This is a genomic window from Pseudomonas gingeri (genome assembly GCF_013385425.1).
GTDB classification, from domain to species: Bacteria; Pseudomonadota; Gammaproteobacteria; order Pseudomonadales; family Pseudomonadaceae; genus Aquipseudomonas; species Aquipseudomonas gingeri_D.
This window is the reverse complement of the sequence record NZ_JACAQA010000005.1, coordinates 371,447-394,548: the sequence shown is the minus strand read 5'-3', so window position 1 is coordinate 394,548 and position 23,102 is coordinate 371,447. Positions and strand designations below refer to the sequence as shown.

22 protein-coding genes and 1 tRNA gene are annotated in these 23,102 nt (G+C 61.7%); 11 read left to right on the top strand and 12 right to left on the bottom strand.

Going from position 1 to position 23,102, the window contains the following annotated elements; translation table 11 throughout:
- Window positions 1-350 precede the first annotated feature (350 nt).
- Window positions 351-971: a flavin reductase family protein gene (locus HX830_RS09550; RefSeq protein ID WP_177099921.1), complete on the top strand. Its 621-nt coding sequence runs from the start codon at window positions 351-353 to the stop codon at window positions 969-971.
- Window positions 972-980: 9 nt separating this feature from the next.
- Here HX830_RS09550 and HX830_RS09545 read toward each other — a convergent pair whose 3' ends face one another.
- Together HX830_RS09545 and HX830_RS09540 are read right to left on the bottom strand one after the other, a co-directional pair.
- Window positions 981-1,220: a hypothetical protein gene (locus HX830_RS09545; protein ID WP_177099919.1), complete on the bottom strand. Its 240-nt coding sequence runs from the start codon at window positions 1,218-1,220 to the stop codon at window positions 981-983.
- Between the two features lie 42 nt (window positions 1,221-1,262).
- Window positions 1,263-1,628, bottom strand: a complete 366-nt coding sequence (locus HX830_RS09540) for an antibiotic biosynthesis monooxygenase family protein (RefSeq protein WP_177099917.1) — start codon at window positions 1,626-1,628, stop codon at window positions 1,263-1,265.
- Between the two features lie 341 nt (window positions 1,629-1,969).
- On the opposite strand from HX830_RS09540, the gene HX830_RS09535 reads away from it, so the two are divergent.
- A complete protein-coding gene (locus HX830_RS09535) occupies window positions 1,970-2,899 on the top strand; it encodes an AraC family transcriptional regulator (protein WP_103497877.1) in 930 nt (309 codons plus the stop codon).
- 3 nt (window positions 2,900-2,902) lie between these two features.
- Here HX830_RS09535 and HX830_RS09530 read toward each other — a convergent pair whose 3' ends face one another.
- The 6 genes from HX830_RS09530 to HX830_RS09505 form a co-directional block, all read right to left on the bottom strand.
- Window positions 2,903-3,961: an ABC transporter ATP-binding protein gene (locus HX830_RS09530; RefSeq protein WP_177099915.1), complete on the bottom strand. Its 1,059-nt coding sequence runs from the start codon at window positions 3,959-3,961 to the stop codon at window positions 2,903-2,905.
- Window positions 3,962-3,979: 18 nt separating this feature from the next.
- Window positions 3,980-4,828, bottom strand: a complete 849-nt coding sequence (locus HX830_RS09525; protein ID WP_152738047.1) for an ABC transporter permease — start codon at window positions 4,826-4,828, stop codon at window positions 3,980-3,982.
- A complete protein-coding gene (locus HX830_RS09520; protein ID WP_177099913.1) occupies window positions 4,825-5,733 on the bottom strand; it encodes an ABC transporter permease in 909 nt (302 codons plus the stop codon). Before HX830_RS09520 ends, HX830_RS09525 begins: the two co-directional genes overlap by 4 nt.
- A 211-nt stretch (window positions 5,734-5,944) precedes the next feature.
- Window positions 5,945-7,048: an extracellular solute-binding protein gene (locus HX830_RS09515; RefSeq protein WP_103496369.1), complete on the bottom strand. Its 1,104-nt coding sequence runs from the start codon at window positions 7,046-7,048 to the stop codon at window positions 5,945-5,947.
- Window positions 7,049-7,256: 208 nt separating this feature from the next.
- Window positions 7,257-8,705, bottom strand: a complete 1,449-nt coding sequence (locus tag HX830_RS09510) for an aldehyde dehydrogenase family protein (protein WP_177099912.1) — start codon at window positions 8,703-8,705, stop codon at window positions 7,257-7,259.
- Window positions 8,705-10,342, bottom strand: a complete 1,638-nt coding sequence (locus tag HX830_RS09505; RefSeq protein WP_177099910.1) for a 5-guanidino-2-oxopentanoate decarboxylase — start codon at window positions 10,340-10,342, stop codon at window positions 8,705-8,707. Before HX830_RS09505 ends, HX830_RS09510 begins: the two co-directional genes overlap by 1 nt.
- A gap of 142 nt (window positions 10,343-10,484) precedes the next feature.
- Here HX830_RS09505 and HX830_RS09500 point away from each other — a divergent pair, with 142 nt between their 5' ends.
- Window positions 10,485-11,369: a LysR substrate-binding domain-containing protein gene (locus HX830_RS09500; RefSeq protein WP_177099908.1), complete on the top strand. Its 885-nt coding sequence runs from the start codon at window positions 10,485-10,487 to the stop codon at window positions 11,367-11,369.
- Window positions 11,370-11,610: 241 nt separating this feature from the next.
- Here the strand turns inward: HX830_RS09500 and HX830_RS09495 are convergent, their stop codons facing one another.
- Window positions 11,611-12,225 (bottom strand): NAD(P)-dependent oxidoreductase, encoded by a 615-nt coding sequence (locus HX830_RS09495; RefSeq protein ID WP_177099906.1) that lies wholly within the window; start codon window positions 12,223-12,225, stop codon window positions 11,611-11,613.
- 107 nt (window positions 12,226-12,332) lie between these two features.
- Window positions 12,333-13,217: an MBL fold metallo-hydrolase gene (locus HX830_RS09490; protein ID WP_177099904.1), complete on the bottom strand. Its 885-nt coding sequence runs from the start codon at window positions 13,215-13,217 to the stop codon at window positions 12,333-12,335.
- Between the two features lie 112 nt (window positions 13,218-13,329).
- Here HX830_RS09490 and HX830_RS09485 point away from each other — a divergent pair, with 112 nt between their 5' ends.
- The gene (locus HX830_RS09485) at window positions 13,330-14,235 is read left to right on the top strand and encodes a LysR family transcriptional regulator (protein ID WP_103496363.1); all 906 of its coding nucleotides are present in this window, start codon (window positions 13,330-13,332) and stop codon (window positions 14,233-14,235) included.
- 422 nt (window positions 14,236-14,657) lie between these two features.
- On the top strand, window positions 14,658-16,175 hold the full coding sequence (locus HX830_RS09480) for an MDR family MFS transporter (protein WP_177099902.1): 1,518 nt from the start codon (window positions 14,658-14,660) through the stop codon (window positions 16,173-16,175).
- A 26-nt stretch (window positions 16,176-16,201) separates the two neighbouring features.
- On the opposite strand, the gene HX830_RS09475 is transcribed toward HX830_RS09480, so the two are convergent.
- Complete coding sequence (locus HX830_RS09475) at window positions 16,202-17,044, bottom strand: cache domain-containing protein (RefSeq protein WP_177099900.1); 843 nt, start codon at window positions 17,042-17,044, stop codon at window positions 16,202-16,204.
- Between the two features lie 169 nt (window positions 17,045-17,213).
- On the opposite strand from HX830_RS09475, the gene HX830_RS09470 reads away from it, so the two are divergent.
- From HX830_RS09470 to HX830_RS09450, 5 genes are all read left to right on the top strand, one after another.
- Window positions 17,214-18,704 carry a sensor domain-containing diguanylate cyclase gene (locus tag HX830_RS09470; RefSeq protein ID WP_152738022.1) on the top strand — a complete coding sequence of 497 codons (1,491 nt, stop codon included), beginning with the start codon at window positions 17,214-17,216 and terminating at the stop codon, window positions 18,702-18,704.
- Window positions 18,697-18,915 carry a cysteine-rich CWC family protein gene (locus HX830_RS09465; RefSeq protein ID WP_177099898.1) on the top strand — a complete coding sequence of 73 codons (219 nt, stop codon included), beginning with the start codon at window positions 18,697-18,699 and terminating at the stop codon, window positions 18,913-18,915. Before HX830_RS09470 ends, HX830_RS09465 begins: the two co-directional genes overlap by 8 nt.
- Before the next feature lie 34 nt (window positions 18,916-18,949).
- Window positions 18,950-19,642, top strand: coding sequence for a pseudouridine synthase (locus tag HX830_RS09460; protein ID WP_177099896.1), 693 nt, complete (start codon window positions 18,950-18,952; stop codon window positions 19,640-19,642).
- Window positions 19,643-19,958: 316 nt separating this feature from the next.
- Window positions 19,959-20,846 (top strand): alpha/beta fold hydrolase, encoded by an 888-nt coding sequence (locus HX830_RS09455; RefSeq protein WP_152738016.1) that lies wholly within the window; start codon window positions 19,959-19,961, stop codon window positions 20,844-20,846.
- A 282-nt stretch (window positions 20,847-21,128) separates the two neighbouring features.
- Window positions 21,129-21,202: transfer RNA gene (locus tag HX830_RS09450), tRNA-Gly, on the top strand.
- Between the two features lie 102 nt (window positions 21,203-21,304).
- Here HX830_RS09450 and HX830_RS09445 read toward each other — a convergent pair.
- Window positions 21,305-22,498: a cystathionine beta-lyase gene (locus tag HX830_RS09445; RefSeq protein WP_177099894.1), complete on the bottom strand. Its 1,194-nt coding sequence runs from the start codon at window positions 22,496-22,498 to the stop codon at window positions 21,305-21,307.
- 98 nt (window positions 22,499-22,596) lie between these two features.
- Between HX830_RS09445 and HX830_RS09440 the strand changes: the two genes are divergently transcribed.
- Window positions 22,597-23,094: an Lrp/AsnC family transcriptional regulator gene (locus HX830_RS09440; RefSeq protein WP_152738010.1), complete on the top strand. Its 498-nt coding sequence runs from the start codon at window positions 22,597-22,599 to the stop codon at window positions 23,092-23,094.
- Window positions 23,095-23,102 lie beyond the last annotated feature (8 nt).

Below are 23,102 nucleotides of genomic sequence, written 5' to 3'. Positions count from 1 at the left end.
GCTTCGATCGCACCGGTACCGCCGCAGCTATCAGTTAACCTCTTCAGAAACGGCATCACAGCCCGGCCTCGGCCGGGCTTAGTCATTTCTGGGGGGCAGAAATACAAAACTCCCAGGCGGTGAAGGCCCCATGTGGCGAGCGGGCTTGCCCGCGCTCGGCTGCGAAGCAGTCGCAAAACCAACCACCTCGTTCTACCTGATGCACAGGATTCGCCGGTTTTAGGGCCGCTTCGCGGCCCAGCGCGGGCAAGCCCGCTCGCCACAAATGCGCAGACATCCGACTATCGCATTTCATAATCAGGCACAGCACACTGTGCACCTGCCCCATCCTGCTCACGGAACCTCGAACCATGTCCGATGCCATCCACTACTACGAACCCGCCAACGGCCACGGCCTGCCCCACGACCCGTTCAATGCCATCGTCGGCCCACGGCCCATCGGCTGGATTTCCTCGCAGGATTCCCAAGGCCGGCTGAACCTGGCGCCCTACAGCTTTTTCAACGCGTTCAACTACATTCCGCCAATCGTCGGTTTCGCCAGCGTCGGTCGCAAAGACAGCCTGAACAACATCGAACAAACCGGTGAGTTCGCCTGGAACCTCGCCACCCGGCCCCTGGCCGAAGCCATGAACCAGAGTTCCGCGGCCGCGCCCGCCGAGGTCGATGAATTCGAACTGTCCGGCCTCACCCCCTCCGCCTCGCGGATCATCAAGGTGCCACGGGTACAGGAAAGCCCGGTGTCGTTCGAATGCAAGGTCACCCAGATCATTCAACTGCAACGGGCCGATCAGGCGTTGGTGCCCACCTGGCTGGTGCTCGGCGAAGTGGTCGCCGTGCATATCGCCAAGTGGCTGCTCAAGGATGGGGTCTACGACACCGCCGCCGCCGAACCGATTCTGCGCGGCGGTGGCCCGGCGGACTACTTCCAGTTGGGCCCGGAAGCCTTGTTCAAGATGTACCGTCCACGATAGACCCGGTCGTTAAACCACCGACCAGGCCAACTCACCCTCTTCGTCGACATCAGCCAGTCGCGCAAGCTCTTGCGCGGCAGCCTCGTCGGCCTCGAAGGCGGTCTTGAACTTCTGTTCATCGAGTATTTTGTGAAACCGTGGTGCACCGGAACCGTCCAGGGCTTTCACGGCAATCGCCGCGCTATAACCGCCCTCACCGGGAACCACCGCCGAAACGGCTTCGAAGTGTGTGAATGCTTTACGTGCCATGCCTGTTATCCCGGCCAATTGATTGGCCGGCATTCTAAACCTTCAGCTGGCCAACTGCTGCAAGGCACCTGCGCTGGACAGATGAAAATCGCACTGGGCCCGGGCCGCGCTGACATCGCTGAAGGTATGGAAGTCGAAGCTGTCGACCACCAGGTCCTGGACCAGCTCGGCAAAGACCTGCATGGCCGGGGTATTGAAGTAGGCTGTCATGGCCGGTTGGTTGATCCAGAATCCGGATACCAACCACAGGTCGGCATCGGCCAGGGAGTGCTGCAGGGAAAATTGCAGGCAACCGGAGGCCTGGCGGGAGGGTTCGATCAGGCTGCTCAGCCGTGCGCCCAGCTCGGCGGAACGCCCAGGGCGTGCACGAACAAAGGCCATATGACTGACGGGGATAGGCTTGGACATGCGCGACGCTCCCGAAGAGAAGTTGTACTCGCTCAATCAGCCCGGGGACTGACTGCGACAGGAACAGAGATTAGAGCGTTTGACGAGGGGTCGTTAGTCGATTCCTGCCGGCTTATTGCACAATCCTGCCGCGACACCGATTCCCGCCAGCGCCGAGGCCCCCGGACTGCCCTCTCCCTCCCCACCGCGTTTTGAGCAAATTCCCGGCGCCTGGCCGCCTGTAATATGACCGTCATATGAAAAGACTGCAGAATCAGGCAAGAATTGCGCAGTATTGTCCTGGCGTTGCGGATTGCCCAAACTTAAGCTTGCCCCATTCGCAATCACCTCCAGGGCCCGCCATGTCCTTGCTCGATCAACCCCAAGTCCCCCTGCCGGTAGAAATGGAAAAGTTGCGCGCGGAGCTGGCCGAGATCATCTACCGCAACACCGGTGAAGACGGCAGCTACGCCACCGCGGTGGGCTCGCTGCACCTGTCGCGCCATGGCCAGCCCCACGAATTCTCCCCGGTCCTGGCCCAGCCGGCCCTGTGTGTCATGGCCCAGGGTCGCAAGGAAGTACGCCTGGGGGATGAGAACTTTGTCTACGACCCGCTGAACTACATGGTGGTCTCGGTTTCCATGCCGATTTGCGGGCGGATCACCAGTGTCTCGCCGGAACACCCGATCCTCGCCTTGCGCGTGGATATCGATCCGGCCGAAATCAGTGCCTTGATTGCCGAGGCCGGCCCCATGGGCGTGCCCAGCCGGCCCACCGGGCGCGGCTTGTATGTCGAGCGCCTGGACACACAGATGTTCGATGCCCTGCTGCGCCTGACCCGCCTGCTCGACAGCCCGAAAGACATCAACATGCTCGCGCCGCTGATCCGTCGGGAAATTCTCTATCGACTGCTGCGCAGCCCCCAGGGCTACCGGCTGTATGAAATCGCCATCGCCAATAGCCAGAGCCACCGGGTCAGCCAGGCGATCAAGTGGTTGAACGGCAATTTCGAACAACCGCTGCGCATCGACAGCCTGGCCCGCGAGGCCAACCTGAGCGTGTCGACCCTGCATCACCGGTTCAAGGCGATGACATCCATGAGCCCGTTGCAGTACCAGAAGCAGCTGCGCCTGCAGGAAGCGCGGCGGCTGATGCTGATCGAAGGCCTGGACGCCTCGGCGGCGGGCTACCGCGTGGGCTATGAAAGCCCCTCGCAGTTCAGCCGCGAATACAGCCGGCTGTTCGGCGCGCCACCGCTGCGCGACCTGGCGCGGTTGCGCCTGAGTGTCTAGGCGCTAGGCTGCCAGAACCCGGCACGCCTCGGCCGGAATGGTCACCGAGACCCTATGCCCCACCCCCAGGCCGATGCCCTGGCACGGCGTGCTCAGCGCCGTGAACGACACACCGGAACACTCGACGATGGTTTCAATGGTCGAGCCGATATCGCGGACGAAGATCACCGTGCCGAGCAGGCGATTGTGCCCCGCCGTCGACTCGGGCGCGGAGAGTTGCAGGTCTTCCGGGCGCACCAGCATCCGCACCTGCTTACCGGTCTCGACACCTGCACTGCTCGGTACCTCGATGCTCTCGCCTCCTGGCAAGCCGATCCTTCCGCCGCCCAGCACAGTGGCCGGAAAGATATTGCCCGAACCGATAAAGTCGGCGACGAACTCATTGGCCGGGTGCCGATAGATCTCGATCGGCGTGCCCACCTGCTGCACCCGATGCTCGCCCAGCACCACCACGATATCGGCCATGGTCATCGCCTCGCGCTGGTCGTGGGTGACCATGATGGTGGTGATGTTCAGGCGCTGTTGCAGCTGGCGGATTTCCACCTGCATCGATTCGCGCAACTTGGCATCCAGCGCCGACAGCGGCTCATCCAGCAGCAGGAGCTTGGGCCGCGCGGCAATCGCCCGGGCAATCGCCACCCGCTGGCGCTGGCCACCTGAGAGCTTGGACACCGGCCGGCCGGTCATCTCGCTCAGTTGAATCAGTTGCAGCAGTTCGACCACCCGCGCCTGCTGCTCGGCCTTGCCGACCCCGCGCAGCTTCAGCGGATAGGCGATGTTCTCGCCCACGGTCATATGGGGAAACAGCGCCAGGGACTGGAACACCATGCCGAAGTTGCGCAGGTGCGCCGGGGTCTGGCCGATGTCCTCGCCGTCCAGGCGGATCTCGCCACCGCTGAGGGTTTCCAGGCCGGCGATCATCCGCAGCAAGGTGGTCTTGCCGCACCCCGAAGGGCCGAGGAAGCACACCAGCTTGCCTTCGGGCAGGTGCAGATTGACGTCCTTCACCGCACAGGCCAGGCCGTAGTGCTTTTCGACGTTTTCCAGAATCAGTCCAGTCATGTTGCTTACCTCAAGAAATCAGAAGGAAACGCCGCCCTCGCCCACCAGCTTCTCCAACGCCCAGATCAGGACGAAGTCGATCAGCACGATCAGCACGGCAAAGGAGAAAACAGTAGGGTCCAGGGACGAGACGGTGCGGCTGTACATCCAGATCGGCACGGTCATCACGTCGATGGTGTAGAGGAAATAGGTCACGGTGAACTCGTTGAACGAGACGATGAACGCCAGCAGCATCCCGGCGAGAATCCCCGACTTCATCAACGGCACCACCACATCGAGGATCGCCCGCTGCGGCGAAGCACCAAGCATCTGCGCCGCCTCCTCGACCTCGCTGCCGATGGAGAGCATGGCCGCCGTGCAGTTCTTCACCACGAAGGGCAAGGCCAGGATCACGTGGGCAATCACCAACCGCGAGAAGCTCATCTGGAACGGCAGGCTGTCGAACACCAACAGCAACGCCAGGCCCAGCACCACCATCGGAAACACCAGGGGCAGGGACATCAGTTGCAACGCCACGGCCTTGCCACGAAATTCGCAACGCACCAGCGCATAAGCAGCGGGCACCGCCACCAGGGTCGCAAACACCATGGTCAGGCAGGCCACCAGCAGGCTGGTGGTCATCGCCTTGCCCAGGCTCAGCACATCGCTGCTATCGGGTGAGACGAAGGTCTGCCAGGCCGCGCGATACCATTGCAGGCTGTAGCTGCTGGGCGGGAAGTCGAGGTTCGAGGCACCGCTGAAGGACATGACGATCATGGTCAGGATCGGCAGCACCGCCAGCAGCAGGATGATCCCCGAAAGAATCCCGGCGAAGCGCCCGGTCTCCCCCGGCAGGATCGACAGGCGTTTGGACGACGACAGGCTCATTGGCAGGACTCCAGCATCCGGCGCCGACGGCCGGTGACGTATTCGGACAAGGTCATGATCGCCAGGGTGGTGATGATCAGGACCACGCCGGCCGCCGAAGCCGCCGGCCAGTTCATCAGCGGGGCAATCTGGTCATGGACCATCACCGCCAGCATCGGTACACGCCGACCGCCCAGCAGCAGGGGCACGACAAAGCTGCTGGCGTTGTAGGCGAACACCAGGGTCGCGCCGGTGATGATGCCCGGCAGGCTCATCGGCAGGACTACTTGGCGAAACACCTGGAAGCGGCTGGCGCCGAGGGTCGCGGCGGCCTCTTCGTAGGTGCGGGCGACACCACGCATGGCGCTGGCGATAGGCAGGACCGCGAGGGGAAAAGCGGTCTGCACCAGGCCCATCAACACGCCGTTCTGGTTGTACAGCAGCATGATCGGGCGCTTGATCAGGCCCAGGCCCATCAGCGCCTGGTTGAGCATGCCGCCGGGACCGAGAATCACCAGCCAGCCGTAGCTTTGCAGCAAAAGGTTGACCAGCAGCGGCAGGAGCACCGCGGCGAGGAAGATTCGCCGCAGAAACGGCGAGGTCAGGCGCGACATGGTGTAGGCCACGGGGATCGCCAGCAGCACCGCGATCACGGCGCTGAACAGCGCCAGGCGCAGGGTCAGCAGCAACGACTTGAGGTAGTAGGGTTCAAGCAACTGCGCGTAGCTGGCGAGGCTGAAGCCGGTCCATTCGGCGCCCTTGGTGCCGACGCTCATCCTGAGCACCAGCAGGCTGGCGAGAATCAGCACGGCGAGAAACAGCATCGACGGCGAAAGGAAAAGCCAGGCCCGGGCGGTGGGCGAAATACCCGCGCAGGGTCGCGGCAAAGCCACGCCGACCGGCCGGGTCAGAGGTTGGTGTTCCATAAAAAGAGTCTCGACTGAGAGAAATCATCAACAAGCCAGGCACCTGGCGGACGCGCTTGATCATCAGGACTGAACGCGGTCCTTGTAGGAGCCTGGCTTGCCAGCGAAGGCGTCCTCAAGAACGCCAAAAGCTTCGCGGGCAAGCCGGGACGCCGGACCGCCTGCTCCTACAGGTTGCGCGGTGTCTTCGAATCCTGGCGCGACCTGAACCTCAGGACGAAAAGATTTCCGTATAGCGGCGAATCCACTGGTCATGCACCGTCGCCAGGAAAGCGTTGTCGTGCATGATGGCCTTATCGGCAATCTGTTCCGGGGTCAGGATGTACGGGCTTTTGCGCGCTTCGGCGGAGATGATCGCCTTGGCATTGACCGGACCGTTGAAGATGTCTTCGGCCATCTTGCCCTGCACCAGCGGGTCGAGCGAATGGTCGATAAAGGCGTAGGCCAGGTCGGTATCGCCAGGGCGATTCTTCGGCATCACCGAGAGCATCAGGTCGGTGTAGAAGCCTTCCTTCATACCGAATGTGGCACCCAGGCCGTAGGCCGGATCACGAATCTGTTTCGGAAAGAACGCCGGGGCATACAGGCCGCCCAGGTCCAGGGAGCCGGTACGGAACAGCTCGGCGATCTGGTTGGGGTTCTCCCCGAGGGTGACCACGCGGTCCTTGAGCTCGGCGAGTTTCTTGAAGCCCGGCTCGATATTGTGCTCATCACCACCGGCCAGCTTGGCGGCGATGATGATCAGGTCCATGGCCTCGGTCCAGTTCGGCGGCGGCAGGAACAGGTTGCTGGCGAAGTCCTTGTCCCACAGCGCCGCATAGCTGTCCGGCGCTTCTTTCACGGTGCGGGTGCTGTAGACCAGGCTGTTGCACCAGAGCAGGTAGCCGATGCCATGGCCGTTGGCGCCGGTACGGTATTTTTCCGGCACGTCGACCAGGTTGGGAATGCGGTTCAGATCGGGTTTTTCCAGGAGCCCGGCAGCGGCCAGACCTTCGGCGCCGACACCGGCCAGGGTGATGATGTCGTACTGCGGACGATCACCGCCGGCCTTGAGCTTGGCGACCATTTCCGAGGTGCTGCCGGTGCGGTCGGCGATCACCTTGGCGCCGGTCTTGGCCTCGAAGGTCGCGGCGATATTGCGCAGGGCGGCAAGGCCGGTGTCATCGGACCAGGTCAGCAGCTTCAGGGTCTTGCCCTGGAAGCGAGTATCGCTGGCATTGGCCCGGATAAACGGCATGCTCATGGCGGCGGCGGCCACCGAAGCGACGCCCACGGTCTTGATGAACTGCCTTCTGTTCAGGTCGTACTGGCCCATTTCGGACTCCCTTTATTCTTTTAGGTATGAGGTCGGTCGCAACGTCTGCGGCCGGTCTTCGATCTCGCTGGAGCCCCCGTGGACCGTGGGTCGTAGCTGAGTCGGCGGGTTCATCCTGAGGTCGCCTGGGACCGGCAACAATCGAAAGTTTGTCATTGAAGCCATGCACTCGGCGCATGCCTCATTTCGAGGCATGCACTGCCCTGTTTTACAGGGCGCGAATCACATGTTTGATTTCCTGGAAGGCCTGCAAGCCCCAAGGCCCCAGCTCACGGCCCAGGCTGCTCTGCTTGTAGCCGCCCCAGGCGGTTTGCGGAAAGATCACCTGCGGCGCGTTGATCCATACCAGCCCAGCCTGCAAGGCATTGGCGATACGCTGCGCGGTCTGGGCATTGCGGCTGACCACACTGGCCACCAGACCGAACTCGCTGTCGTTGGCCAGCGCCAATGCCTCGGCCTCGCTGGTAAAACTGCGCACACAGAGCACCGGGCCGAAAATCTCTTCACGCCATAACGCACTGTCCAGGGGCACTTCGGTGAAGATGGTCGGTCGCAAAAAATAACCGCGCGCGAGCTCCGGCGGACGTCCGCCGCCACAGACCAGTCGGGCACCGACACTCAGGCCACGGTCGATATGAGCGAGCACACGCTGGTATTGCGCCTGGTTGACCAGCGCGCCCATTTCCACCTCGGGGTCGAACGGGTCCGCCACGCGAATGGCTTCGGCCCGCGCAGTGAGGCGCAACAGGAATTCATCGGCGATCTCCTCCGCCACCAGCACCCGGCTGGTGGCCGAGCACATCTGCCCGGCATTGAAGAAACCGCCGCCACTGGCGAGCTCAACCGCCAGATCGAGGTCGGCATCGGCCATCACCAGCAGCGCCGATTTGCCCCCCAGTTCCAGGCTGACGCCCTTCACGGTTTCCGCTGCCCGCTGCATCACCTGGACTCCCACCGCATTGCTGCCGGTGAAGGAAATCTTCGCCACCCGAGGGTCGGCCGCCAATGGTGCGCCGACGGCCAGGCCGGTGCCGCAGACCAGGTTGAAGACCCCGGCCGGCAAGCCGCTCTCAGCAATGATCGACGCCAGTTCCAGCTCCGGCAGCGGCGTGACTTCCGAGGGTTTGAGCACCACGCAGCAACCGGCGGCCAGGGCCGGAGCCAGCTTCCAGGCAGTGGTGACCATCGGGAAATTCCACGGCACGATCAGCCCCACCACCCCGCACGGCTCGCGGCGGACATGGGCGGCGAAGGCGTCGCTGGGCAGCTCGACCGTTTTGTCCTGCTGCCCGTCGAGGGCCTCGGCCAGGCCCGCGTAATATTCAAAGGTGGCAATCACATCATCGACATCGATGCCCGCCTCGAACAGCGGTTTGCCGTTGTTGCTCGATTGCAGGTGCATCAGGGTTTCGCGGCGCTCGCGCACGCCCTCGGCAATCCTGCGCAGTACAGCGCCACGCTGTGCCCCGGTGGTCGCCGACCAACCGGCAAAAGCCCGGTTCGCCGCGCTCACCGCCTGATCCACCGCCTGCCCATTGCCACCGGAAACGCTGCCGAGCAGAGCCTCAGTCGCCGGATTGATCACCCGTAGCTGTTCGCTGCCGGAACGCCATTGGCCGTCGATATAGAGGCCGTCCTGATTCATTTGCGCTTTCATCACCAGGCCTCCCCTTCCATCCACAGGTGCTGGTCGATTTCGATCAGGGTCGGTCCCTGGCGATCCGCGGCGGCCTCCAGGGCGCTACGCAAGGTCTCAACACCGGAAACGGCCTCGGCCACGCAACCCAGGGCTCGGGCAACACCGATAAAGTCCGGGGTATAGATATCCACGCCAACCGGGGTGATAGCGCGATTGACCATGTATTTCTTGATCTCTTCGTAGCCCTGGTTGTTCCACAGCAGCACGATGATCGGGGTCCGCGCTTCCACCGCGCTGGCCAGTTCCGACAGGGTGAACTGCAAGCCGCCGTCACCGATCAGGCAGACCACAGGAGGCCGCTGGCTGCGTTCGCTGGCGCCGCCCAACCAGGCACCGATGGCCGCCGGCAAGGCATAACCGAGGGTGCCGTAGCCGGTGGACGAGTTGAACCAGCGCCGTGGGTGCTCCGGGTTCAGGGTCAGGTTGCCGGTGTAGACCGGTTGGGTCGAGTCACCCACCAGCACCGCCTCCGGCAACACCTCGAGAACGGTGTTGAGGAATTGCGTCTGGGCACGGGTCGGAGCGTCCCAAAGCGCATCCAGTTCGGCGCGCAAGGCGGCGGCGCGTTGCGGTCCCCAATCGCCTTGGCGTGCAGCCAGCGCCTGGCCTTCGACGGCGGCGAGCAACGCCTCGGCGGCGGTCCGCGAATCGGACACCAGCGCGACCTTGGGCGGATAGTTGCGCACGGTCTGATCCGGGTCGATATCGACCCGCAGCAAGGTGCCGGGAATCTCGAAACCACCGGCAAAGGTGATGTCGTAGTCGGTTTCCGCCAGCTCCGTGCCGATGGCCAGGACCACGTCGGCATCCGCCACCAGGGCACGGGTGGCGACCATGGATTGGGTCGATCCGATCAGCAGCGGATGGCGCGACGGCAACATGCCCTTGGCATTGATGGTCAGGGCCACCGGAGCCTCCAGCCGCTCCGCCAACCGGGTCAGCGCGGCGGCAGCATCGATGGCACCGCCACCGGCGAGGATCAACGGATGGCGGGCCTTGGCCAGCAGTTCGGCCATTTGCGCGATCGCCGCGGGGGCGGCGCCGGCACGGGTAATCTGCACCGGCTGACTGTCGAGCAAGGCATCGGCGTTTTCCACCAGTACATCGAGAGGAATCTCGATATGCACCGGACGCGGCCGCCCGGCCTGGAACAGCGCGAAGGCCCGGGCCAGCACCGCCGGCAATTCGGCCGCCGACATCAGCGTATGGGAGAACGCCGCGACACCCGCGACCAGCGTGCCCTGATTCGGCAACTCGTGCAGCTTGCCGCGCCCACCGCCCAGTTGACTGCGGGACTGGACGCTGGAGATCACCAGCATCGGGATCGAGTCGGCATAGGCCTGGCCCATCGCCGTGGTGATATTGGTCATGCCGGGGCCGGTGATGATAAAGCACACACCCGGCTTGCCGCTGGTGCGGGCATAGCCGTCGGCCATAAAGCCGGCGCCCTGTTCATGGCGCGGCGTGACATGCTCGATGCTCGATGATGCCAGCCCGCGATAGAGCTCCACGGTATGCACGCCGGGAATGCCGAACACCTGCTCGACCCCGTAGCCTTCCAGTAACTTGACCAATACTTCGCCGCACGTCGCCATCTGTCCCGCCCTTCTTGTTCGTATAAGCCATGCTGCCGATGAGCACAGCGATAGGGTTATTGGAGCGTTTGGCCGATGGCGGGCACAAGGCAAAAATAGTCATACTAGGCATGTCCTGTCGTCATGCCTGAGCTGCCCCGCCATGAAACGTCCGCCACCGCTGCCCGCTCTGCATACCTTCCTGGTCACCGCCCAGTGCTGCAACTTCACCCGCGCGGCCGAGCTGCTGCACATCACCCAGGGTGCGGTGAGCCGGCAGATCGCCGGGTTGGAGAGCCACCTGGGTTATGCGCTGTTCCAGCGCCAGGCCCGTGGCCTGAGCCTGACGGCCCAGGGCCGCGAGTTGTTTCCGCGGATCCAGCAGGTGTTCAACCTGATCGACGAAGCGGTGGATCAGGTCGGCGCCCGGCGCGAGGCCCTGCAACTCAAGGCCCCGACCTGCATGATGCGCTGGCTGCTGCCACGCCTGTTGCAATGGCAGAAGGAACGCCCGGACGTGCCCGTGGAGCTGACCACCACGGTGCAGCACGCGGTGGATTTCCGCCGGGAAGAATTCGATGCCGCCGTGGTCTATGGCCCGGCGCCGGGGCCCTCGGTGGCGTCTCACCATCTGTTCGACGAGCAACTGACGCCGGTTTGCTCACCGCAACTGCTGGAAGGTCCGGTGCCGCTGAACAGCTTCGCCGACCTCGAGCAGCATATGCTCCTGCATCCCACCCGCGACCAGCGGGACTGGGAAGCCTGGCTCAAGGTAGCCGGCGCGCGGGTCAGCAATATTGGCAAGGGACAGCATTTCGACACCCTGGACCTGGCGATGAGCGTGGCGTCCCAGGGCACTGGCGTGGCAATTGGCGATTGGGCGTTGATCGGCGAGGACCTGAGTGCCGGAAGGTTGGTGATGCCGTTCGATTTGCGGGTGCGCACCGGGCAGGCGTATTACCTGGTCTACCCGGAAAGGGCCGGGACGGCGCCAGAGTTGCGGGAGTTGATGGAGTGGCTGGTGGCGCAGGCGGCGGAGCGGGGTTGATCGCAAGAACACCACAAAACCTGTAGAGGCCGGCTTGCTGGCGATGGGGCTCTTCGAGAGCGCTAAAAGCTTCACGGGCAAGCTCCGCTCCCACAAGTTTTGTGCTCGACCACTTATCTATGGCACGACAGGGATCCTGTAGGAGCCGGCTTGCCGGCGATGCAGACGCTGCGGTGTCTCAGACAGACCGCTTTATCGTTCATCGCCGGCAAGCCGGCGTCCAAAGGTGTCGCTAACGCACTCAGTAGCCGACAGCAAACCGCTGACGCGAGTGCGCAGGCTTCTCGACTTCATCCAGCAGGGCGATGGCGTAGTCGGAGAAAGTAATCCAGCTGCGACCTTCGGCACTCACCAGCAGGTCATCCTTGCCCAGGCGGAAGTGCCCGGTACGCTCGCCTTCGACAAACTCCGCCGACGGCGACAGAAAGCTCCAATCAAGTTCCTTTTCCTGGCGCAAGCTCTCAAGGAACTCCGCCCCCGCACTGGCCTCAGCCTTGTACTCCGCCGGAAAGCCCGGGCTGTCGATCACCCGACCGCCACCTGGCAACAGCAGCGAACCGGCCCCACCGACCACCAGCAGGCGCTTGACCCCGGCCTTCTTCACCGGACCGATCACCGCTGCGGCCGGCAGGGTGGCGAAATGCGCGGCGCTGATCACCACATCGTGACCGGCAACCGCCGCTTCCAGCGCCGCGGCATCCAGCGCATCGACCGCCTTTTTCAGCACACCGGCACGCTCGGCGATCTTCGCCGGGTTACGGGCAATGGCGGTCACGCTGTGGCCGCGACGCAGGGCTTCTTCCAGTAACTGGCTACCGGCACGGCCGGTGGCACCAATGATTGCAATCTTGCTCATGACACTCTCCAGTTCCAATCGAATGACGCTGTGCGTCGAGGGGGCCTTCCCGCCCAGGGAGCAGGAAGGCTGATCTACAGATACGTCCAATCAACAGGTGAGCGAACTCACCACTTCATCTCGCCCTTGGCGACCTTGGCGCTGAGCTCCAGGGAGGACTCCTCGCCGAGGCCCGGATAACGCTTATTCATCGCCGCAATCAGTTCAGCGGAATCCTTGGCCTTGGCGGTCTCTTCGTCGAAGGCCTTGATGTAGTCCGCGGTAAATTGCACCGCCGCAAGGGAACGCGAGCTGTCGCCAAGGAAGTGACCGGGCACCAGGGTCTTGGGTTTCAGCGCCTGGATGTGTTGCAGCGTTGCCAACCAGGCCCGATGGGACTGCGCGGTCTGGGTGTCGGCCATCCACACATGGATGTTTTCCGCCACCACCACACCGCCCACGACCGCCTTGATCGACGGAATCCAGACAAAGGTGCGATCCGGTTGCTGGCTGTTCAAACCGACCACCTTCAGCTCACGCCCTTCCAGCGTCAGGCGATCGCCCTTGAGCACCTGGGGCAGCACCGTGTGCGCCGGCACATCGGCGCCCATTTTCGGCCCCCAGAACGCTAGCTTGCCGTCGACGGTGGTCTTGATATGCGCCACGGTCGGTGCCGATGCCAGCACCTTGGCCTGGGGGAATGCCTGGGTAAGGGTGTCCAGGCCGAAGTAGTAGTCCGGGTCGCCATGGCTGATGTAGATGGTGGTCAGTTGCTTGCCGCTGGCGCGGATTTTTTCCACCAGTTGTTCGGCCTGGGATTTGCCGAACTGGGCATCCACCAGGATTGCCTCCTTCTCACCGCTGACCAGCACCGAACTCACCGGGAAAATCGCCGAGGTCCCAGGATTGTAGACATCCAGGGTCAAGGCCGGCTGGGCTGCCGCCGCGTGGGCGACAAAACCCAGGGTGGCGCTGGCGAGCAAGAGGCGACGAAACAAAGACAATCCGATCATGTGCAACTCCGAGATCTGTTGGCCGTGATGGCGATGAACAGAGCTTAGTTGCCCGAACCGATACAAAAAATGCGATGCTGGAACATAGTTTGTTTCTGAAAGTGGTCAAATCATGGATCGTCTTACGGCAATGCGGGTCTTCGTCACGGTGGTCGACCTGGGCAGCCAGTCGGCGGCGGCCGACCATCTGGACCTGTCGCGCCCGGTGGTATCGCGCTACCTCGCGGAGCTGGAGGACTGGGTCGGCGCCCGGCTGATGCACCGTACCACCCGCAAGCTGAGCCTGACCGCCGCCGGCAACGAAACCCTGCCACGCTGCCGCCAGATGCTGGAATTGTCGGCGGACCTGCAAGCCGCCGTCAGCGTTCCGGACGAGGCGCCGCGCGGGCTGTTGCGGATCAGCGTCAGTACCTCCTTCGGCCTCGCGCAACTGGCCGATGCCATGGCCGAATACGTCAAGCACCATCCGGGCGTCAGCGTCGACCTGCAGATGCTCGACCGCACGGTGAACCTGGTGGACGAGCGCATCGACCTGGCGATTCGCACCAGCACCGAGCTGGACCCGAACCTGATCGCCCGCCGACTGACCGTCTGTCGCTCGGTGATCTGCGCTTCCCCGGCCTATCTGCGCGAACATCCGGCGCCGCAGCGGGTGGAAGACCTGAGCCGACACAACTGCCTGACCCACTCCTACTTCGGCAAAAGCCTCTGGCATTTCAAGCAGGACGGAGAACAGGTTTCAGTGCCGGTGCAGGGCAATATCAGCGCCAACGAGGCCAGCACCCTGATGCAGGCGGTGATCGCCGGGGCCGGCATCTCGATGCTGCCCACCTACCAGGCCGGGGCCTATATCAAACGAGGCGAATTGGTGCGCCTGCTGCCCCAGGCCGAACCGATACTGATGAATATCTATGCGGTGTACGCCTCACGCAAACACATGCCGGCGACACTGCGCAGCATGCTCGACTTCCTGGTGCGGCGCTTTCCCGAAGTGCCACTCTGGGACGAGGGATTATAAGGACTGGCCGATCCACCGGCTGAATAGCGCACCGACGATACGCCAGGTGTGACTGGCAACTCCCGACAACTGACCTAGGCTTGAATCAGTGCCTTCTAGCGAACTGAGTTCGGCAAAGTCAGAGGTCAAGAGCATGAATATTCTAAAAACAAGAAAGTGTGCCGCCGTATTAGCCGTCACCGCCGTTGTAGCGCTCTACGCCACCGCGGCCTGGCGGGTAGAACAGATACGACAGACGCCACGGGGGTTATCCACCTGCCACCTGGATTTCTGCGTGCCCCATACGGCCAGCCTGAGTGCATTGAGATAATCTCGGCGGTTGTACTTACGAGGCTATCGAATAGCAGGCTATCGAGTACACTGGCAAGCATCCCCGCGCACTTGCCTGGTGAGCGGGTCAACCACTGCTTGCAGGTTCTACCGTGACCAATCTCAATCAGCCCGGCCAAACGAAGCCGGCGATTCGCAGTATCCTGATCGCCTTGATGCTGGCGATTTTCCTCGGTGCGCTGGACCAGACCATTGTCGCTGTCTCGATGCCCGCCATCTCCGCCCAATTCAAGGATGTCGGCCTGCTCGCCTGGGTGATTTCCGGCTATATGGTGGCCATGACCGTGGCCGTGCCGATCTACGGCAAGCTCGGCGATCTCTACGGTCGACGCCGGCTGATGCTGTTCGGCATGGGCCTGTTCACCCTTGCCTCGCTGTTCTGCGGCCTGGCCCAGAACATGGAACAACTGGTGCTGGCGCGGATCATCCAGGGCATCGGCGCTGGCGGCATGATTTCGGTCAGCCAGGCGATTATCGGCGACATTATCCCGCCCCGCGAACGCGGCCGTTACCAGGGGTATTTCAGCAGCATGTACGCGGTGGCCAGCGTGGCCGGGCCGGTCCTCGGCGGCTATATGACCGAGTACCTGTCGTGGCGCTGGGTGTTCCTGATCAACCTGCCGCTGGGCCTGGGTGCCTGGCTGGTGGCCCACCGCACCCTGGTCGGCCTGCCGATACCGCAACGCAAGCCGATCATCGACTATCTCGGCACCGCGCTGATGATCATCGGCCTGACCGCCCTGCTGCTGGGCATCACCTTTATCGGCCAGGGCCACCACTGGAATGACGGACAGGTCCTGGGCCTGCTGGTCACGGCGCTGATCGCCCTGCTGCTGTTTGTCCTGCATGAGCGACACACCGTGGAGCCCTTGCTGCCGATGCACCTGTTCCTCAACCGCAACGCCCTGCTGTGCTGGTGCACGATATTCTTCACCAGCTTCCAGGCGATCTCCCTCACCGTACTGATGCCCCTGCGCTTCCAGAGCGTGACCGGGGCCGGCGCCGACAGCGCGGCCCTGCACTTGCTGCCGCTGGCGATGGGGCTGCCCATGGGCGCCTACTTTGCCGGACGGCGGACCTCGGTGACCGGCTACTACAAACCGCTGATCCTGATCGGTGCGCTATTGATGCCGCTGAGCATCCTCGGCATGGCGTTTACCCCACCCCAGGCGGTGCTGCTCAGCAGCCTGTTCATGCTGCTCAGCGGGATCGCCGGCGGCCTGCAATTCCCGACCTCGCTGGTGGGTACGCAGAACTCCGTGGCACAGCACGATATCGGCGTCGCCACCAGCACCACCAACCTGTTCCGCTCCCTCGGCGGCGCGATGGGCGTGGCACTGATGTCGGCGTTGTTGCTGGCGCTGTTGCAGGACTCCAGCCTGAGCCATTTGGCCGGCGCTTCGCTGGTCACCGAAGGCAGTTCGGGCAATGCCCTGCTCGAAGGCCTGAACAGCGCCGAAGGTCCGGCGCGCGACGCCTTGCGCGCCGAGCTGCTGTTGACCTTCCGGCACCTGCTGCTGATCAGCGCCGCCGTCGCCCTGCTGGGTCTGGCGGCGGCGCTGGCGATGCCGAACAAAGTTCTGCGCGGGCGCGAAGACAAGGCCCGCTAGTCGAAGGAATTCCCTGGTGGGGTCGGTCAAGGGCTGTAGTAGCCGACCGCCACCAGGTACTGCCCGACCCGCCTCAGGTAGGCATGCTTGTCTTCGATCTTTCCGGTCACCGGGTTCTTCCAGCGATACTCATACTCTGCGCGCTCCTGCTTGGCCATCAGCGCCAGGATCGGCTCCCCCACCGGTTTGCCGTCGGGGTCCCTGATTTTGCTGAAGTCGGTGTTCACCAGTCGCAGGTTGGTCCCGTGGGCCAGGTAACGATGGGTTTTCAGGTCCACCACGAAGACATACAGGTCGTCCTCCAGGAAACCCAGTGCATTGATCGACTCGAGCGTGGCCTGCTTGTCCTTGCCCAGATCGGTCGCCGCCCTGGCCAGCAAGGCTTCGGCCTGCTGCGGCGAGGCTCGGGGCAGGTAATAACCGACCGCGAGGATACGCTCACCGACCCGCTGGAAAAACACCCGCTTGCGCTCGACCTTGCCATCATTCCAGTTCTGCCAGCGATACTCGGCCTCGTGGATGCCGCTGCCTTCCGGGGTCTTGAGCGTGTCCTTGAATGCCTTGCGCAAATCCAGGCCCAGGGCCTCGGATACGTCGCGCCCGATCAACGCTGAAGACGGCCCACCGCTGGCCAGCATCACCCCTCGGGTGTCGACCACAAACACATAGCGGTCCTGATCGACGAACTCGCCCTGGCGACTGAACGCCGCGAATGCCTTGTCGCCCTGGTCGCGGTAATAAGCCACGGCCTTTTCCAACAGTGCCTTGGCCGCCGGCGCTTTATCCGCCGGTGCGGTCGCCGCCAGCGCCGACCCCAGGCACAGCAACATCAAACAGCCTGACAAGGCCCGTGTTAAAGCAAACCCCATGATGCAGCCCTCATTCGTGTTGGTCGCACATGAGCGTAGACCGCCACCGCCTATACGGAAGCATTCAGCAAGCCGTGGTCGGGACGCCCGAACTCCCTGCAAAATGTGCAGGCATTTTTTATCCGTGCCACTAGAATGCGTCCATCGGGAACCCGCCTACGGAATCGTCATGCCGCTTCGCTCAGTACTCTACTCGCAACGCTCGCTGATCCTGACGCTGATCGCCCTGCTCGCCAGCGGTTTCCTCGCCACCTCCCTGCTCAGCTACTATGCCTCGCGCGCCTCGATCCGCGACGGTATCGTCAACACCGAACTGCCCCTGACCTCCGACACGGTCTACTCGGAAATCCAGAAGGACCTGGTCCGCCCGGTGCTGATTTCCTCGATGATGGCCCGCGACACCTTCATGCGTGACTGGGTGGTGGCCGGCGAACGCGACCCGCAGCAGATGACCCGCTACCTCAACGAGGTCATGACCCACTACGGCACCTACACCGCCTTCTTCATATCCGCCAGCAACCTGACCTACTACCAGGCCAAGGGCGTGTTGAAGAAAATCCGCATCGACGACCCCAACGACCTCTGGTATTTCCGCGTGCGGGACATGCAGGCGCCCTACGAGATCAATGTCGATCCGGACACCGCCAACAATAACCGCCTGACCTTCTTCATCAATTACAAGGTCTTCGACTACGACGAGCACTTTATCGGCGCGGCGGGTGTCGGCCTGACCGTGGACGCGGTGGTCAAGCTGATGGACAAGTACCAGCAGCGCTACCAGCGCAGCGTGTACTTCGTCGACACCTTCGGCCGCCTCGTACTGACCGGCGCCGACGGCGGCCCCGAAGGTGCCCGGGCCGGGCAGTCGCTGAACGACCTGGCGAGCATGAAGAACCTGCAGGCCAAGCTGCCCAAGCCCCACGATGGCAGCTACGAGTACACGGAGCCGGACGGCAAGGAGCACTTCCTCAATGTGCGCTTTATTCCAGAGCTGAATTGGTACCTGTTCGTCGACAAGCGCGAAGACGGCGCCCTCAGCGGGATTCGCCAGTCGCTGTACCTGAACCTGCTGATCTGCCTGGTGGTGACCCTGATCGTGCTGGCCCTGCTCAACCGCGTGATCCATCGCTATCAGCGCAAGATCCAGGCCCTGGCGACCCTCGACAGCCTCACCGGCCTGCCCAACCGCCGGGGCTTCGACCTGCTGGCGGCCCAGGCTTTGCACGAGGCTCACCGCGAACCCAAGCCGCTGACCGCGCTGCTGCTGGATCTGGATCACTTCAAGCAACTCAACGATAGCCACGGCCACCTTGCCGGCGATGCCGTACTGAGTGGATTTGCCCGGGACCTGGAAGGCTGCCTGCGTCAGTCGGAAATCATTTGCCGCTGGGGTGGCGAGGAATTCATTGTCCTGCTCAAGGACACCGACGGCGCCAATGCCCAACTGATCGCCGAGAAAATTCGCCAGCATATCGAACAACAACGCTACAGCTACAACAGCCAAAACCTGCAACTAACCGTCAGCATCGGCCTGACCTCGCTGCAACCTGACGACACCCTGCACAGCCTGCTGGCCCGGGCCGATCATGCGCTGTACCGGGCCAAACAGAGCGGACGCAACCGCGTCTGCAGCGACCTGTCGAAATCCGCCCATGAATGACCCCGGCCTCTGCCCGGCCTGCGGTGCACGCAATGACTGCACCCTGGCCGACCCGCGCACAGCCGACCGGCCCTGCTGGTGCTACAACGTCAGCATCGACCCGGCGATACTCGAAGCCCTGCCCGACGAACTGCGCAACGCCGCCTGCCTGTGTCCGCGTTGCGCGCAAGTGGACGAGCAACTGAAGGCACCCCCAACCCCTGCGCCATAACCTAAAATGCTCGCCCACCCCGAAGTTTTCAGCCATGCGCCTTGACCGTTTCCTCAGCAACCTGCCCCGCTTCAACCGCCAGCAGGTGCGCCTGTTGCTGGTGCAAAAACGAATCAAGGTCGACGGCCTGATCGTCGCCGATCCCCATCATGAAGTTCGCGAGTTCAGCCAGGTCGAGGTCGACGACGACGTGCTGCAGGCAGGCCGCCCGCCACGCTACTTCATGCTGCACAAACCCCAGGGCTGCGTCAGTGCCACCCGCGACCCGGAGCACCGCACCGTCCTCGACCTGATCGACGAACCCGAAGCCGCCGAGTTGCACATCGCCGGCCGCCTGGACTTCAACACCACCGGGCTGATGATCCTGACCAACGATGGCCAGTGGTCGCGCCGGCTGACCCAGCCGCAGACCAAACTGCCCAAGGTCTACTACGTGGAGACGGAGCAAATCATCAGCCCCGAGTACGCCGAAAGTTTCGCCCGTGGCCTGTATTTCGCCTTCGAAGACCTCACCACCCAGCCCGCCACGCTAGAGTTGCTCGGCCCGCGCAGCGCCCGGTTGAGCATCGTCGAAGGCCGTTATCACCAGGTCAAGCGCATGTTCGGCCACTTCGACAACAAGGTCCTGCGCCTGCACCGTGAAGCCATGGGGCCGCTGGTGCTGGATGAACAACTGGCCCCGGGACAATACCGCCCGCTACGCAGCGAAGAAATCGACCGGATCTGAGCGCGACGACGACCGCTGAGCAGAAGTCACCGAGTTATGACAAATCGTTCCTTGCACAATCGGCACATGCCTGCTTGAATCAGACCGTCAGCCAAAATATGACTGACGAGTCACATGACTATTCCAAGAAACTCTTTGTCGGCTGCGAGGCCCACCGGCTCTCGCTCTCCGGCAGATTGCCCGCCTATAACAATACCCGTCGGCCAGGCTTCAACGGACCGACATGGGCCTGCAACATTCCAGGCGAATGCCTACCTGTCATATAGCTCGTGCACAGTTCGTTGCGCGCATACCCGCTTGCCAGGAGTCTTTTGACATGAGGCCAGAAATTGCTGTGTTGGATATACAGGGGCAGTATCGGGTTTACACGGAGTTCTATCGCGCAGATGCCGCAGAAAAGACCATCATCCTGGTCAACGGCTCGATGGCCACCACTGCGTCGTTTGCACAGACAGTGAAGAACCTGCACCCGCAATATAACGTCGTGTGCTACGACCAGCCCTACGCGGGCAAGTCCAAGGCCCACAACCGTCACGAGAAAATGCTGACCAAGGAAGTCGAAGGGCAGATCCTCCTGGAGTTGATCGACCACTTCGCCGCCGAGCACGTGATGTCCTTTTCCTGGGGCAGTGCGGCGACCCTGGTGGCCCTGGCGCATCAGCCACGGCGGATCGAAAAGGCGGTGATCAGTTCCTTCTCGCCGGTGCTCAGCGAACCGATGCGCGACTATCTGGAACGGGGCGTCGGCTACCTCCGCGCCTGCGACCGCGACCGCATGGGCCACCTGGTCAACAGCACCATCGGCAAGCATTTGCCGTCGCTGTTCAAGCGCTACAACTACCGGCATGTCAGCAGCCTGGCCGAGCATGAATACGAGCAGATGCACTTCCATATCGGCCATGTGCTCAACAGTGACCGGCTGTGCTACCTGACGGCAGCGAAACGAATCGAAGTACCGGTGCTGTTCATGAATGGCGAATGGGACGAATACACCTCGCCCAAGGATGCGCTGCAGTTTGGCCAGCATGTGCGCCACAGCCACTTCACCACGATCCGCAGCACCGGGCACTTTCTCGACATGGAACACAAGTCCGCCTGCCGCGACAGCCGTCATGCGTTGCTGGAGTTCCTCAAGCCGACGCACCAGGAAAGTCGATCGCGGTACTACCGACACGTTCAGGAGCACCATGCACAGGCCATGTGAACGTGGGCTATCGCGGGGTTGCCCAGTTCTGGCGAACGAACGCAAATCCCTCGATGAACGCAAATCCCTTGTAGGAGCCTGGCTTGCCAGCGAAGAGGCCCGAGTGGCCAGCAGAAGTCTCGCAGGCAAGTCCAGCACCGACAGGAGCCACGCTCGATCCTGCTGAAGGGTATTGGCCTTCCCGGCACTACCGCCGACCCGACGCCCGCGTTAAAACACAGATTTCCAAAGAAAAACTTCAAATCCCCGGCCACATCTGGTACAAAGTCAGCCGTTCTATCTGCGGGTATAGTTTAGTGGCAAAACGAAAGCTTCCCAAGCTTTAGTTGAGGGTTCGATTCCCTCTACCCGCTCCAATCAAATCCAGTCCGACGTTGCTGAACAGCGCGACGAAGAAAAAAAAACCGGCCCTCAGTGGCCGGTTTTTTTATGGGTGGGATTGCGCCAGGCCGTCAAAATCAACGCCTCATACCCGCGCAACTGCCTGCTGATCTGATGGTTTCCATTTTTTCCATTGCTTGCTTCAAGTCAGCGATCAGGTCAGCCGTGTCCTCCAGGCCCACATTGAGTCGTACCAATCGTCCGGCATAGTCTTTATTCGGCCGATCCAGCTTAGGGTAGACCAGAGCCAAACTGGTGACGCCGCCCCAACTCATTCCAATTTTAAACAGACGAAGTGCATCGACAAATTTTAGGACTTGATCGGCGGAGTATTCCTCACTGAACAAAACAGAGAATACACTTGCCGATCCGATAAAATCCCGGATCCAATACTCATGTCCGGGACACGATGGAAAAGCAGGGTGAAATACTGTTTGAATCACCTGGTTTCTATCGAGCCACTCTGCGATTTCAATCGTCGACTTCTCTAGGTGCGCCATACGAATACCTAGGGTTTGAAGCCCACGCAAGGCCAGACTGCAATCATCAGGAGATACCGCCAAACCCAGCTGCTTAAAGCTGCTCCCCACCTCCATTTTCGTTCGTTCATCACGGACAGAAACGCTGCCCAAAAGCAGATCACTGTGCCCACCGACATACTTGGTAAGTGCTTGCACGCTAATATTGACACCCTGAGCAAAGGCATCGAACAATATTCCTGCGGAATAAGTATTATCGATGGCGACAGGCACACCAAGGGCACTAGCCGCCTTGCAAATGCCCGGGATGTCTTGAACCTCCATTGTGACGGACCCTGGACTCTCCGTCCAAATCAAGGCTGTCTCAGGCCGGATGAGTTCTGCGATGCCCTCTCCGATCAATGGATCATAAAATTCTACATGTACACCGAACCTTTTCAGAAGCCCGTTGGCCATTTCTTTATTTGGCCCATATGCATTGTAAGGCACTAATACATGGCTGCCCGCCTGGCAGGTAGCAAAATAGACAAGTGCGATTGCTGCTTGACCGCCAGGTACCACGAAGGTGTGATAAGCATTCTCCAGTTGGCAAATGCGTGCACCGAGTTCCAGTGCAGTTGGAGTACCATAAAGACCATAAGTATAACGATCGTCGTGCTGTTCCCAATGATCGACAACGTCAGCTTGGCGTTCGAAGAGAACAGTCGAGCCTCGATAGGTTGGAACAGTTAACGACTTAAACCCTTTTGGCGCGAGCGTTTGTGGCTGGACAAGCTTTGTGTGCCAATGCATAAAAACTCCTTCAGATTCACCTGTGTCAGTGGTAATTTATTACGTCAAAGCATATAAGTGCTATCATTTTTAGACGGAAAAACGGGAAGTATTTTCATATGAAAGTTGATACTACGCTGGATACATTTGATCTGGCTCTTCTGGACATCCTCCAAAGGGACAACACTATGCCTCTACGCAAACTTTCCGAACAGGTCCACCGCTCCTCCGCTTCCATCCAACGACGTATTCAGCGTCTACAAAAAATCGGGGTAATTTGCGCCAACACGGCGGTCATCAATCCGACCAAGGTGGGCCAAATAATAACCCTGGTGGTCGAGGTTCATGCCGACCGGACACAAGCCACAGATTTAAACGTGATGAAGGTTTCTTTCTCCGGCCCGGAAATCCAACAGTGCTATTACGTCACCGGCGATGCGGATTTCTTATTAGTTCTCACCGTCGCCGACATGGGAGAATTTCAAGAAATCGCCCAACGCCTTTTCTACAACAACCCGAATGTAAAATGGTTTCGAACCATCGTCGTTATGGATCGTGTTAAAGCCACATTGGATGTGCGAGTATTGGAAACCCCCACCCCAAACGGGGATCGGTAGTACGAAAC